The organism is Acinetobacter higginsii (assembly GCF_000369525.1).
Classification (GTDB): domain Bacteria; phylum Pseudomonadota; class Gammaproteobacteria; order Pseudomonadales; family Moraxellaceae; genus Acinetobacter; species Acinetobacter higginsii.
Genome location: NZ_KB850072.1, coordinates 1 through 14339 on the forward strand (window position 1 = coordinate 1; position 14339 = coordinate 14339).

Sequence of the window (14339 nt, forward strand, 5' to 3'; positions counted from 1 at the left end):
GTAACAGCAGCGGACTTGGTGAATGGCTTCATCACTGCAGCGATAGCCGTTGCAGCAGATGGCAGCATCACGATCCATGCAGAAGCAGTCGATGCTCAAGGTAACATTGATAGTGCTGATTCATCAGTAACCATTGATATTACACCTCCTGATATCACGACTGCTGCAATCGCAATTAATGCAATCACTGGAGACAATATTCTCGATGCAGCGGAAGTATCAGGTACAGTCACATTGACTGGTACCTTGACGATTCCAGCTGATGCAGTAATAACTTCAGTTCAAGTGAATGTAAATGGAACCAATTACACAGCAGTGGTTGATCCTTTAACAAGTACTTGGAGCATAGGTGTTCTAGGTAGTCAACTTGCCGCCGATACAGATTTAACGATCGAGGCGATAGCAACCTTTACAGATATAGCTGGTAATAGTAGTACGCTTCAAGACGCACAAACCTATACGCTTTCTAGCTCAATCATTGCATTCGATAATTTTGATACGGCAGTACTTGCTCCTCAACCATTGCTGATTTCAGATGATGCACTACTTGGTAGCAAAACATACTTAGCACTTGTTTCACTTGCAGGGCTTGATTTACAACTCGGCTCTGAAGCAATCGGCTTTAGTGTGGCGGCAAATCAAGAAGGTAATGCAACATTTACCTATAGCGCACTCATCGGTGTGAATGCACTGGCTGATTACTCACTTGTGGTTCAGAAATTGGATCCAGTGACTGGTCAGTGGACTTCAGTGTATGGTGGTGGTCAAGCGGATATCATTAAACTGACTTTATTAGGTTCTACTCCAGGGGTAGCTCTAGACGGTCTTGAGGAAGGTCAATATCGTGCCTTTATGACCTATACAGGCCTTGCGGGTATCGGCTTACTTGGTACCTTAACTGCGACAATGGATATCTACGATACAACGCAAATCGGTGGATTCTATACAGAAACAGCCACTGGTAATGTGATTTCAGATATTAATGATAGTGGTCAAGTCGATGTGGTTACACCAACAACTGTGATTAATGCAGTGAATGGTCAACCTGTGCTAACAGATGGTACTGTGATTATTGGTACCTACGGTAACTTGGTCATTAATCTTGATGGTTCATATGTCTACACACCGAACTCAGCTGCGGCAGGGATTGGTCAAACTGATCAGTTTGTATATACCTTAAGAGATCCTGTAACGGGTGATACGGCTCAAGCGACATTGAACATCCAATTAAGTTCAGTGAAAGCATCAGATAACCTTGCTGTTGCGGAAATTAATCCAGAAGCATTGTTAGTTGCTGATGATGTAGCCCTTGGAAGTGCAAGTTATCTCGCTGCTGTTTCTCTGGCTGGATTAAATTTACAATTGCTGGGTGATGCCACTGTTGCATTCAATGTTGATGCTGATCGTGAAGGTACAGCAACATTTACTTTCAGCGGATTATTGACTGCGAACCTCTTGAGTGATTACTCGCTGGTTGTTCAAAAATATGATGCAACAACAGGACAGTGGGTCTCTATTGGTGGTACTAATCCACAAGCAACATTGGTTGATTTATCCCTCATTGGTGGGGTGGCAACTGCGGTGATTGAAGGTTTGGAAGCTGGTCAATATCGTGCCTTTATCGGTTATGAAGGCTTGTTGGGTGTAGGCTTAGGCGGAACATTAACAGGTACAATGGATGTTTATAATCCATATGTTATTGCTGGATATTCTGTTGAACCAATCTCTGGCAATGTCATCAAAGATGTGGGTATTAATGGGGCAGTTGATGCTGCGAGCAGCAATGCTGTCATCTCAATGGTGAATGGTGATCCAGTAAGTGCAACAGGTACAACCACTATTGTGGGCACATACGGTAACTTGGTGATTGATCAAGATGGTAACTACACTTACACACCAAATGCGAATGGTTTAAATCTTGGACAGGTTGACCAGTTTACTTATACCTTACTCGATCCTGTTACAGGCAATACTTCACAAGCGGTTCTCTATGTTCACTTGGATAGTAACGGTGTCGATATGACATGGAATCCAGCAGATCCATCTCAACCTGCTGTGATTACAGGTCCAGTTCCAGTGGATGCAATGGATAATGTTGCTTCGGCTGAAATTGACATGGTTTATCCTGTCACCACAGAAGTCCTTGATAATGCGATTAGCTATAACTGGTTACTCGGTATTGGCGGTATTGTGATCGGTACTAAACAAGGTACAGCGACATTTGATGTAGATCCAGGTCATCTTACTGATGCGATTATCTCTGTAAACTTTGGTTCAGTGGCAACGATTGTCGATGGCTTACATGTGGTATTAACACGAGTCAATCCAGACGGTAGTCGTACAGTGATTGCTGACAGTGCCAATACAGGTGTACTTGATCTGTTAGGTATCTTTGGTTCCGAAGTTCAATTCAAGGTTGATAACTTGAGTGCAGGTACTTATGAGCTGTTCATGGAGAGCAATACACTTCTGACTGCTTTAGGTAATGTCACTGCGGATATCACATTGAATCATGGTGATATTACTCAGCCGCCAGTATTGGTTGTTGATCCAATCACAGGCAATGTCCTTGCTGATGGTGACTCAGCGATATATGGTCCAAACTATACGCCAGACTATATTACCACCACGACTGTTGTGACATCAGTGACATCAGAAAATGGCAATGTTGAAGGTGTTATTGTTGGTGTTCCAACAACGATTGTTGGTGCATATGGAACATTAACAATTGGTTCAGATGGTACTTATACTTACCAAGCAACAGCGAATATGGCGAATGTTGGTAAAGTGGATAGTTTCACCTACACCGTCGTAGATCCTGTAACAGGTAGAACCGATACCGCTACATTACATATCCAGGTGGGTTCACCTGATGTTGATGTGAATTGGAACATCGCAGATCCTTCTGCAGATGCAACACTTCCAGCACCTTCGGTTATTGCTGATACTGACGATGCAACCATTAGTATGAAGCATGTCACTGATCCTGTTGTAGATGTAACAAGTGGTAATGTGACCATCGGTAATTTAGCTGGTTTCCCAATACCGCTTCCTGTATTGAGCAGTACTGTGACATCTAACCAATTTGTGATTGCTGCTAATACTGTAAGTGATGTTCATGTGCAGTTGAATTATACGGCATCATTAAGCTTGTCTGCTTTCCCAACGACTGGATATACAATTCAGCAATTGGTTGGCGCGTCTTGGGTTGATACTGCATATTCGGGTTCGGCGACGGCTTTAGCTGGTGTGTTGGGTGCTCCAGCATTCTCTGCAGATATCCCTCATCTGTCAGAAGGAACTTATCGTGTGGTCTTTAGCTTATCTAGCTTGATTTCCTTAGGCGTGGTAACTCTAGACTCAGTTGTCACTACAACAGCTACGCATCTAAACCAATACACACCAGACGGTCAAACAGATTGGATTACAGGTAATGTATTGACCAATGATGTTGCTGAGGGCACGCAACTCCATGTCTTTAACTCAACAACAGGTAGCTATGAATTAGCTGCTGGTCAGGGTGTGAATACAGGTGAAGGTACATTGTATCTCTACAATGATGGTTCTTACTTCTACAAACCATTTGATAGTGCTGCAAATGCAACGTCTGATGTGATTGATTACAAGTTGGTTTCTGTGATTGATGGCAGTGAATATACCTCTTCATTGACGATTAACTTGAGTCAAGAGTTGAATAGTTTGGTGGTGAGTACGTCTGCAAATGATGTCTTCACATTGGGTAATGGTTCTGACACCTTGATCTACAATACATTGACCGCTGCGAGCGTTACCAATGCAACAGGTGGTAATACAACAGGTGGTGGCGTAGACATCTGGACTGACTTCCATGTTGGTAATACAGCGACAGATGATCAAGCGGATAAGATTGATTTAAGTAACTTGTTGATTGGTACTCAAAACAGTCTAACCATTGGTCAATATGTATCGGTGAGCTACGATGCAGGTACACAAACTGCAACGATCAGTGTAGACCGTGATGGTGGTGTATTGATTGAAGGTACCTATACCGAAACTCCATTGTTACAGCTCACAAATATTACAGCACCGTTAACGCTGAATGATTTGTTGAATAATGGACAAATCATTTACTAATCCAAAGCCTTCACTTTAAAAAAAGAGAACCTTCGGGTTCTCTTTTTCATTTTGAGAAGATCATAAAAATATGTGATATGGTGTGTAAAACACTTAAAAATTCTAAAAACCAAAGATATGAGCATTACAACGATTTCGGCACTTGAACAATTGACGCATTTGTTGAGTGAGCAATTTTTTAAGCAGGTACAGCCGCAAATTGATGTGTCTAAAGCAGTGATTTTCTGTTCCTATGGAGAACACACACAACGTTGCCAAGTCTGGAATTCAGCCTGCTCAGATTTTGCTGATATTCAAAAACAACTATTTGATTTTCTTGAGCAGCAACTTGCTGTCGTTGAACGACCTCCTGCCTTTCTGAAATTTGATGTTGCTTTTAATATCCAACAAGAAAGTTGGCAAAACCTTGAACAGACTTTAAAAAACCAATTCCATAATAATCATTACCGTAAAGGAATCAGTTTTGATGCAGATTTTAACTGTTGCTTCTTGGAGCAAGAGTTATACGGTAAAGCCATTATTCGTGCGCTGAGCTATAACAGCCCTAATTTTCTTGATGAGAAAAACTTAAATAGTAGCCTTTTAAGAAAATATCCGAATCAGCACCACAGTATTAAAATTGAACAGCTTCAACAGCTTTGGACTTTTGATACTTATGCTGTGATTTATGAGGCAGGGCAGTTGATTCCTTTGCACAGTCAGTTCACTGAAAATGGTGTGCGTTATCTACTGGAACCGAAAAAGCAGCATTTTAAAAAAATGATTGCAGGGAATGCGCAATTTCTCTATCAGCAAATCCAGCAGGATGGGCGATTCGCTTATGGTTTTTTCCCCGCCTATGATCGTGAAATCCGAAGCTATAACACAGTTCGGCATTGTACGTCGGTGTATGCCTTGCTCGAAACTTTAACAATTCAATCACATCACGTTTTTATCGAAAAAATTCAGTTGGCGATTGATTATGCTTTGCAGCATTTCTATATCGAGAAACAGGCGAAATTGGCGTATATGCTGGATGGTAATGAAGCCACAGGCCTAGATGAAATTAAGCTAGGGGCCAATGCTGCAGCGATTTTAATGCTCAGCAAATATCAAGAAATCACAGGTGATGATCGCTATCTGGTTTACGCACAGGCCTTAGCCAATGGCATTTTATCGATGGTCAATGACGCAGGTGAAACCACACATGTACTGCATTACCCAAGTTATGAGATTAAAGAAAAATTCCGCATCATTTATTATGATGGTGAAGCTGCGTTAGCCTTATTACGTCTTTATCAACTTCATGCAGAGCAAAAATTACTGCAAACCGTCAAATGCATGTTTGAACGATTCATTGAAAAAAAATATGATCGTTATCATGATCACTGGCTCAGCTACTGCAGCAATGAGTTGACCAAAATTTGCCCCGAAGAAAAATATTTCCAGTTTGGCCTGAATAATTATTTAAGGCATCTGGTATTTATCCGTAACCGTAAAACAGCCTATGCCACTTTGTTGGAAATGATGATGGCAGCTTATCAAATGGTTCTTCGACTTCGAGCACTCGGTTTAGGACATTTGTTCGAAAAGGCACAGTTTGATGATCTAAAAAAGCTGATTGAGTTTCGCGCTGAGTTTCAACGAACAGGATTTTTCTATCCAGAAATGGCCATGTATATGGCACGGCCAGATAAAGTATTGAATGCCTTCTATGTACGGCATGATCGTTTTCGTGTACGGATTGATGACCAAGAACATAATCTTTCTGGTTATGTTGCTTATGTTCAGCATTTTGAAACGGAAGCTTGAGGATGGAATCAATGAGTACACCTCAAGAAATCAAAATCATCAGCCAGATGGGCAATCAAGACTTTCAATATCCTGTTTGGCAGACAAAAATTGCAGGGGATTGTTCAGCTTGGATTCTATTATATTTAGCTTTAGAGGCGGTGGTTGAAGGTCGGTTATTACTTGAAGATGGGATAATTATTGATGCGAATTTCCAAGCGAAGCAAAGTGATCAGCCTGATTTGATCTGGAATTCAAGCAATTCCGTTTTACAGTTATTGCAATATCTCAGCTTTACTCAAAACCAGTTTGCCCAACAGTTGCTTGGTTGCCTCCTGTTTGAAAATTGGCAACAGGCAGAAATTGAAATCGCCAGTAAGGCAGAGCAGTTTGGATTGAACATTCAGCATCAATCTGCTGTGACCCAAAATATCTTGCAAAAACTCTATGGTTTGGCGGAATCCATCTTTAATCTGCCGATTGAATTGCTGAAGCAGGTTTTTGTCAAAGCACTGAATATTAATGGACAGGAGATTGTTCCGATCCATTCATTATCAAGCTGTACACAACTGGATGCAGTGATTTATTTGACAGATCAACGTCGAGACTGCTTTTTTTCTTATCGTCATGAAAATCAGAGCTTAGGTATTTTTCTACTGTTAGATCAGCTCCATCGAATTGATCATTTAGCCCCGTATTATCATTATTTTCAACAAGGGCTATTGCCAACTAAACAGCTGCAAGCCAAAACTGAATGGATCAATATTCTTGGCGATACCTATTTTGGGGAGTTTTATACCGAAAAAAGAAAAAACAAAGGCATAGAGGATGCTTTACAACGTTATGGTTATCGTCATTCTTTTGAAGCGATCAAAGATTTTTTTGGCCCAGATGATATTAATATTGCCAATTTAGAAGCAGTTTTTAATCTTGAAGAAAATTCAATTTTAGCGGGAAGAAAAGACTATATCCTTGGTGCGCAGTCTGAGCCAACCTTGGCAGAATTTAAACGCATTCATATCAATACAGCGTGCTTGGCCAATAACCATTTAAAAGACTATGGTGAAGCCAGTCTAAAACATACTTTAACTCAGTTAGAGCGTAGCAATATTGATTTTATTGGGGCAGGTGAGAATCAACAACAGGCACATCAAGGTCTAGAAATTAAAAATGATCAGGGGCAATGTCTGGCTATTTTTAATGGCTATTGGCATAGAAGAGCTGCCTATCAGGAGTATGATTTTTATGCACTCGGTAACAGTGCTGGGGTAGCCTGTCTCAATGCGATTTTATTCGAACAACTGATGCAATACCGCTTAGCGCATCCAACCCATAAAATTATGGTGATCTGTCATTGGGGTGTGGATTTTAAATCGATCCATCCTGAGCAAGAAAAACTGGCCAAGGTCCTGACTCAGATTGGGGCTGATGTAGTGATTGGCCATGGTGCTCATACCCTGCAATCAATTCAATCCATTCATCAAAAGCTGGTCATCTTTGGCATTGGCAATGGGGTATTTAATAGCAATGGTCATTTTGAAAAATATCAGGCCTTACCCTACGGGGCTGTGGTACGCATCAATTTAAAAGAATCCCGATTAAAACTCTATCCGATTTATACCCATAATCAGAAAACCTTTTGGCAACCGCGTATTGTCGATGAACTGCAATTTGAACAGGCAAAATCATTATTGACCCATCAATTAGATCCAGCAAATTACAGTGTGGGGCAGGATGATTTAGGTCATTATCTGCAGTTCAAATTTTAAGGATATTGGTTGTAATTGTTGAGCATGATGTTCAGTTGTTCTTTGTTAAATCCCAAATTACGTAAGCCTCCACTGCCTAAGCGACAATCATAACTGCTCATAATGTTGGTCGGTGTGGTTTTGGTCGCTTTAGGTGAACAAACATGGCTGAGACCGAAGGCGTGTCCCATTTCATGGATACTGGCAGCTTGAGTTTGGTAATTCAGCCGTTGCCAATCAATCAAAATAAATGGTTGTCCTTGATTGCGGAATCCCCAACTGGTGATATCAGCATCTTTTAATTTTTCGCCATAAGAATCATAAATAATAAACAGTACTTCTTTGCTCTTTCGGCGAGGGAAGCAAGTTCTGACCGCACTTGGCAGTTTGTCTGGAACAATCGCTTTCGCTTGGCTTAATTGGTTGGCGAGATCACATTTGCGTTTACTAAAATCTTGATAGGAATAATAACGATGAATTTTAAACTTAAAGATTTTTTGATTATTTTCATCGACAAAGTATTGGTTCAAGATTGCCAGTTCTTTATACATTTGTGCTTTACGATCTAGGGCTTTTACTTCTGGGCGATTGCTGGTCACAATAAAGCTGACATTGACCACAGGTAAATGGTCGGCATCTAGCGGATATTGATAGGGTAATTTTTTTATCGGAGCTTTTTGAGTGGTACAAGATGCACTAAAGATCAGACATAATAGTGTCAGGGCAGTGATTTTTAACCGCATTTTTTGTTCTCTCAAATGGTCGCGTTTTAATTATTGTAAAGCCAGCTTTTCGCATGATTTTGATTATCTTAGCAGATTTTTGGAGCTTGTATGGTGCAAGATACCAATGAACTACATCGACAAATTTTAGAAGTGATTGCCTTGATTCCTTTTGGAAAAGTGGCAAGTTATGGACAAATTGCCAAGTTGGCCGGTTTACCTAAACATCCGCGTTTAGTGGGTTATGTACTTAAGCATTTAGATAAAGATAGTGAGATTCCTTGGTATCGTGTGATTAATTCACAAGGAAAAATCAGTGTGACTCGAATCAATGAGAAAGGTGAAAATGTTCAGCAAAGTTTATTAGAAGCAGAAGGGGTATATTTATTAAATGGCAAGGTGAGTTTAAAAGTCTTTGGCTGGCAGCCTTAATCAGGAGTTAAGTTCAGAACGCATAATCACTTATTGAACAATTCAACCAATAAAAATTATACGTTCTTAGACTTTTAATTGTTTAGCGGACAATCAATACTGGAATATGACTTTCCGCTAAAACTTTCTGTGCCACACTACCTAGTACAAATTGTTTAAAACCTGTACGCCCATGTGAACCCATAATAATCAAATCTGCACCTAGGTTTTGCGCCGCACCAATAATTTCCTGATGGACTGAAAAGCCTTCTAAGACTTGAGTGGCGACGGTAAGCCCATGTTCTTCAAACTTTTGCTCAGCTTTCTTTAAATTCTCTTGAACATAGCCTCTGACACGTTCAATCAAATCATTGCTTTGTCCCATACGCACATAGGCATCGGCGAGATAGGGATCTAAGGTCATTACTTCAGCAACCGTGATTTCACTGTTTAAAGCCTTTGCGAGTTGAGCTGCTTCTCGAATGACATTTGCCGCAATTTTAGAGTCATCAATCGCCACTAAGATTTTTTGATAAGCCATGTTGGTTACTCCTTATACTTATGATTTTGCATTGAATTAGGTATTTAAAAATTGTTTAAATTACAAGCTATATTGTTATAGTAAACCTCTTTGGAGATAAATAAAACCTAGCATTTTTATAGGGATAGTTATTATTTATAGGATTATGGTTAAGTGCTGATTTTATTTAAATTACATGAAATTTCTACAAAAAAGAACATGGGTATAACCCTGATTTATCTGTGAAAATTCAGATTAACTTTGCTCGAAGTATTGGCGAAGGGCTTCTATATTATCCGTCTGCAACTGCTCACGCATTTTTAAAATCTGCTTTTCATCTAAGTCATAAAGTTTAAGGGAAAGCAGTTTTTCAATGTCTTGTTCAGGAAAGCGGTATTTGATGACTTTGGCTGGGACACCACCGACAATTGCATAGGGTGGTACATCTTGCGTGACTACAGCACCTGTTGCAACCACCGAACCTTCACCCAATTTGACCCCTTGCATGATCATGGCTCGGCTGCCAATCCAGCAACCATCAGCAATGACAGTATTGCCTGCAGGTTCAAAGCTACGTGTATCAAAAGGGAAGGTTGAGATCCAGTCAGGGCGGTGCAATTGGTTGCCACCCATCATAATCACGCATTCCGCGCCAAAGCAGACAAAGTTACCGATATGCAGCTGATCGATTGGCTTTTCAGGGGTTGAGGCTTTGTCATGTAGATAGCGCACCACACAGCGTTCAAAACCCTGATCCCAGTAAGCTGAATAATAGGAGTAATTCCCTTTGATATGGATATTGGGATTTTTCACCGTTTTAGCAATAAATTCGAACTCGCACCAGTGTTTAACAGGAGAGTTGATTAATGGATCCATATCTAGACAAAATATTAAAAGAAAGCCGTGGCATTATAGCTTTTATATCTGGAGAGAGTGCTAGTTGGAGAAAAATTTCCAAAGCCAAGTAAACAAACGTTGAATTTGATTGGGAAATACAAAGCCTATAACTGCACAAAGTAGAGCTGTATTCAAAATAATGAGCGCAGAGCTGGTCGTAGAATTCACATGAAACCCCCATGTGATGGCAATCCCAATACCCAGAATAATTCCTGCAATTGCATACATAAATGCACTTATGAGTCGATCTTGCATTCTTTATCTCATTGTTATTGTATTTAGAAATAGAATGCCTGAAACAAAAGAACTCTGCAAATAATGAAGAGTTCTTTAATCACTTAATCAGGTGGATAAATTAGATATATTCCACACTCACGATTTCGTATTCAACTTCACCTTGCGGTGTTTGAATTTTTGCTTCGTCGCCTTCGTTTTTACCTAGAAGACCACGTGCAATCGGTGAGTTCACTGAGATTTTATTGATTTTAAAATCTGCTTCATCATCACCGACGATTTTATAAGTCTTACGTTCTTCGGTATCAAGATTTTCAATCGTTACAGTCACGCCAAAGACAACACGGCCATTTTGCTCAAGTGTTTTGACATCAATTTCTTGTACTGCGCCCAGTTTACCTTCGATATCCTGAATACGACCTTCGCAGAAACCTTGCTGTTCACGCGCAGCATGATATTCAGCATTTTCCTTTAAATCACCATGTTCACGAGCTTCAGCAATCGCTTGGATAATACGTGGGCGATCCACTGTCTTGAGCTGTTGTAATTCTTTCTCTAAGGCAACCTTGCCTTCGGGAGTCATAGGATAACGTTGCATTCTGGTCCCCTCTAAATTGGTTGGGAAAATACAGGATTAAAAAAAGAAAAAGCCCGCCACCGATAAGGTGACGGGACTTTATCGGTAGAGAATTAACCTACAGTTTGTAAATCTTGCAAGCGGTATACATCCATTGGCAATTTCACAGCAAATGCTTGGCAAACTGCTTCTGCACCGTTAATTGTCGTAGTGTAATACACCTTGCCTTGTAGGGCAGCACGACGAATCATGGCAGAGTCATACTGAGCTTGTTTGCCTTCAGTTGTGTTGACAATAAGATGAATTTCACCATTTTTCAAGCGGTCAACAATATGTGGGCGACCTTCGGTCACTTTATTGACTGCTTCACATTCAATTCCTGCTTCTTTCAGAACGCGATGTGTACCATTGGTTGCAACAAGCTTAAAGCCATAAGCGATTAACTGTTTTGCAATGTCAGCAATGTATTTCTTATCTGATTCACGAACAGATAAGAATGCATGTTTCACTTCGCCTTCAGTTGGTAAGCCAGGTAAACGTTCATTCGAACCAAGCACTGCTTTATAGAATGCTTCACCAAATGTTTTACCAACGCCCATCACTTCACCTGTAGATTTCATCTCAGGCCCAAGCATTGGATCTACGCCAGGGAATTTAGCGAATGGGAATACTGCTTCTTTAACCGCAAAATGTGTTGGAATGATTTCTTGAGTGAAACCTTGTGATTCCAATGATTGACCCGCCATACAACGTGCCGCAACTTTTGCTAAAGAGTCACCAATACATTTAGATACGAAAGGAACGGTACGTGATGCACGTGGGTTCACTTCAAGGACATAAATGTCGTTGCCTTTAACAGCAAACTGAACGTTCATCAAACCGATAACGCCAAGTTCTTTTGCCATTGCAACAGTTTGACGACGCATCTCATCCTGAACTTCTTGAGAAAGCGAGTACGGAGGAATCGAACATGCTGAGTCACCTGAGTGAATACCGGCTTGTTCAATGTGCTGCATGATACCGCCGATCACAACGTCTTTACCATCAGATACGCAGTCCACGTCAACTTCAGTTGCATCGTCAAGGAAACGGTCAAGCAGGACAGGGGCTTCATTCGATGCTTGTACAGCTTCACGAAGGTAACGTTTAAGCTCTTCTTCGTTATAGACGATTTCCATTGCACGACCACCCAATACATAAGATGGGCGAACAACCAGTGGATAACCCACTTTAGCCGCTTCTGAAATACCTTCTTCAGCAGATTTTACGATGCTGTTGTTTGGTTGACGAAGCTGTAGACGTTGAATCATTTGCTGGAAACGTTCACGGTCTTCTGCACGGTCAATTGCATCAGGAGATGTACCAATGATTGGTGTACCTGCTTCTTCCAAAGCACGTGCCAATTTCAAAGGTGTTTGACCACCGTACTGTACGATCACGCCTTTAGGCTTCTCGGTACGTACGATTTCAAGTACATCTTCAAGTGTTACAGGCTCGAAGTATAAACGGTCAGATGTGTCATAGTCGGTTGAAACCGTTTCAGGGTTACAGTTCACCATGATCGTTTCATAACCGTCTTCACGCATTGCAAGCGCAGCGTGTACACAGCAGTAGTCAAACTCGATCCCTTGACCAATACGGTTTGGACCACCACCAATCACCATGATCTTGTCACGGTTAGATGGATTCGCTTCACATTCTTCATCGTAAGTTGAATACATGTAAGCAGTACCCGATTCAAACTCGGCTGCACAGGTGTCAACACGTTTGTAAACTGGATAGACACCCAAGTTCCAACGTTGCTTACGGAATTGTTTTTGTGAAATACCCATCAAGCCAGCAATACGCAGGTCAGATAAACCTTTGCGCTTGAATGAACGGATATTGTCAGCGTTTAAGTCACCAAAGCCTAAAGTCTTCACTTGTGCTTCAGTTTTAATGATGTCTTCGATTTGGATCAAGAACCAACGGTCGATCTTGGTTGCTTCGAATACGTCGTCTAATGAGAAACCATGACGGAATGCATCCGCAACGTACCAGATACGCTCTGGACCAGGAACTTTAAGCTCTTTTAGGATGATGTCTTTGGCATTGGCTGTACCAGCTTCAACTTTTTCATCAAAGCCACTAACGCCTACTTCTAAACCACGAAGTGCTTTTTGTACTGATTCTTGGAAGTTACGACCAATTGCCATCACTTCGCCCACAGATTTCATCTGAGTCGTTAGTACTGGCTCAGCTTGTGGGAATTTTTCGAAGTTAAAACGTGGAATCTTAGTGACAACATAGTCAATCGATGGTTCGAAAGATGCTGGTGTAATACCGCCAGTGATGTCATTTTTCAATTCATCAAGGGTATAACCGACCGCAAGTTTCGCTGCGATTTTCGCGATCGGAAAACCTGTTGCTTTAGACGCAAGTGCAGATGAGCGAGAAACACGTGGGTTCATCTCGATCACAACCATACGACCGTCTTTCGGGTTAATACCGAATTGAACGTTCGAACCACCAGTCTCTACACCGATTTCACGAAGAACTGCAACAGAGGCATTACGCATCAATTGATATTCTTTGTCAGTCAATGTTTGAGCAGGTGCAACCGTGATTGAGTCACCTGTGTGAACGCCCATTGGGTCGAAGTTTTCGATTGCACAGACGATGATACAGTTGTCGTTTTTGTCACGAACAACTTCCATCTCGTATTCTTTCCAACCAATCAATGATTCATCAATCAATAATTGGTGAGTAGGAGAGAGGTCGAAACCACGTTCACAGATTTCAAGGAATTCTTCGCGGTTATAAGCGATACCACCACCAGAACCACCCATCGTGAATGATGGACGAATGATGACTGGGAAACCGAAGCCCGCTTGGATCGCCAAAGCTTCTTCCATTGTTTCAGCAATAGCAGCTTTTGGACATTCCAAACCAATTTTACGCATTGCGATATCAAACAGTTTACGGTCTTCTGCTTTTTCAATCGCTTCTTTTGATGCGCCAATCAGTTCTACATTATATTTTTCAAGAACGCCGTGCTCGTCTAAGGCAAGGGCACAGTTCAATGCAGTTTGACCACCCATTGTTGGAAGGACTGCATCTGGACGCTCTTTTTCAATGATTTGTGCAACTGTCTGCCAAGTGATTGGCTCAATATAGGTCGCATCCGCCATTGCAGGGTCAGTCATAATGGTCGCTGGGTTAGAGTTTACCAAAATAACGCGATAACCTTCTTCACGAAGCGCTTTACATGCTTGCGCACCAGAATAGTCAAATTCGCAGGCTTGACCAATGACAATAGGACCAGCACCAATAATTAAGATGCTTTTAATATCCGTACGTTTAGGCAT

Annotated in this window: 10 protein-coding genes; 4 read left to right on the forward strand and 6 right to left on the reverse strand. The window is 41.2% G+C overall.

Annotated features, from left to right (window positions below):
- From F902_RS06025 to F902_RS06035, 3 genes are all read left to right on the forward strand, one after another.
- Positions 1-4113, forward strand: a 4113-nt coding sequence (locus F902_RS06025; RefSeq protein ID WP_005201983.1) for a beta strand repeat-containing protein, incomplete at its 5' end; no start/stop codon positions are given.
- Positions 4114-4230: 117 nt separating this feature from the next.
- Positions 4231-5904, forward strand: a complete 1674-nt coding sequence (locus F902_RS06030) for a hypothetical protein (protein ID WP_005201985.1) — start codon at positions 4231-4233, stop codon at positions 5902-5904.
- 11 nt (positions 5905-5915) lie between these two features.
- Positions 5916-7652: a CapA family protein gene (locus F902_RS06035; RefSeq protein WP_005201987.1), complete on the forward strand. Its 1737-nt coding sequence runs from the start codon at positions 5916-5918 to the stop codon at positions 7650-7652.
- On the opposite strand, the gene F902_RS06040 is transcribed toward F902_RS06035, so the two are convergent.
- The gene (locus F902_RS06040) at positions 7649-8374 is read right to left on the reverse strand and encodes a zinc metalloprotease (protein ID WP_005201989.1); all 726 of its coding nucleotides are present in this window, start codon (positions 8372-8374) and stop codon (positions 7649-7651) included. The genes F902_RS06035 and F902_RS06040 overlap by 4 nt on opposite strands.
- Before the next feature lie 90 nt (positions 8375-8464).
- Here F902_RS06040 and F902_RS06045 point away from each other — a divergent pair, with 90 nt between their 5' ends.
- On the forward strand, positions 8465-8785 hold the full coding sequence (locus tag F902_RS06045; protein ID WP_005201991.1) for an MGMT family protein: 321 nt from the start codon (positions 8465-8467) through the stop codon (positions 8783-8785).
- A gap of 82 nt (positions 8786-8867) precedes the next feature.
- On the opposite strand, the gene F902_RS06050 is transcribed toward F902_RS06045, so the two are convergent.
- From F902_RS06050 to carB, 5 genes are all read right to left on the reverse strand, one after another.
- A complete protein-coding gene (locus F902_RS06050; protein WP_005201993.1) occupies positions 8868-9305 on the reverse strand; it encodes a universal stress protein in 438 nt (145 codons plus the stop codon).
- 234 nt (positions 9306-9539) lie between these two features.
- A complete protein-coding gene (locus tag F902_RS06055; protein WP_005201994.1) occupies positions 9540-10160 on the reverse strand; it encodes a CatB-related O-acetyltransferase in 621 nt (206 codons plus the stop codon).
- Between the two features lie 60 nt (positions 10161-10220).
- Complete coding sequence (locus F902_RS06060) at positions 10221-10436, reverse strand: hypothetical protein (protein ID WP_005201997.1); 216 nt, start codon at positions 10434-10436, stop codon at positions 10221-10223.
- 100 nt (positions 10437-10536) lie between these two features.
- Positions 10537-11013, reverse strand: coding sequence for a transcription elongation factor GreA (greA, locus tag F902_RS06065; protein ID WP_004651928.1), 477 nt, complete (start codon positions 11011-11013; stop codon positions 10537-10539).
- A 92-nt stretch (positions 11014-11105) separates the two neighbouring features.
- Positions 11106-14339 (reverse strand): carbamoyl-phosphate synthase large subunit, encoded by a 3234-nt coding sequence (gene carB / locus F902_RS06070; RefSeq protein WP_005201998.1) that lies wholly within the window; start codon positions 14337-14339, stop codon positions 11106-11108.

Bases quoted from the DNA above. Each gene is read 5' to 3' on its own strand.
- F902_RS06055 (WP_005201994.1), bottom strand. From the start codon at position 10,160: ATGGATCCATTAATCAACTCTCCTGTTAAACACTGGTGCGAGTTCGAA.
- F902_RS06035 (WP_005201987.1), top strand. From the start codon at position 5,916: ATGAGTACACCTCAAGAAATCAAAATCATCAGCCAGATGGGCAATCAA.
- F902_RS06050 (WP_005201993.1), bottom strand. From the start codon at position 9,305: ATGGCTTATCAAAAAATCTTAGTGGCGATTGATGACTCTAAAATTGCG.
- F902_RS06030 (WP_005201985.1), top strand. From the start codon at position 4,231: ATGAGCATTACAACGATTTCGGCACTTGAACAATTGACGCATTTGTTG.
- F902_RS06045 (WP_005201991.1), top strand. From the start codon at position 8,465: ATGGTGCAAGATACCAATGAACTACATCGACAAATTTTAGAAGTGATT.
- greA (WP_004651928.1), bottom strand. From the start codon at position 11,013: ATGCAACGTTATCCTATGACTCCCGAAGGCAAGGTTGCCTTAGAGAAA.
- carB (WP_005201998.1), bottom strand. From the start codon at position 14,339: ATGCCTAAACGTACGGATATTAAAAGCATCTTAATTATTGGTGCTGGT.
- F902_RS06040 (WP_005201989.1), bottom strand. From the start codon at position 8,374: ATGCGGTTAAAAATCACTGCCCTGACACTATTATGTCTGATCTTTAGT.
- F902_RS06060 (WP_005201997.1), bottom strand. From the start codon at position 10,436: ATGCAAGATCGACTCATAAGTGCATTTATGTATGCAATTGCAGGAATT.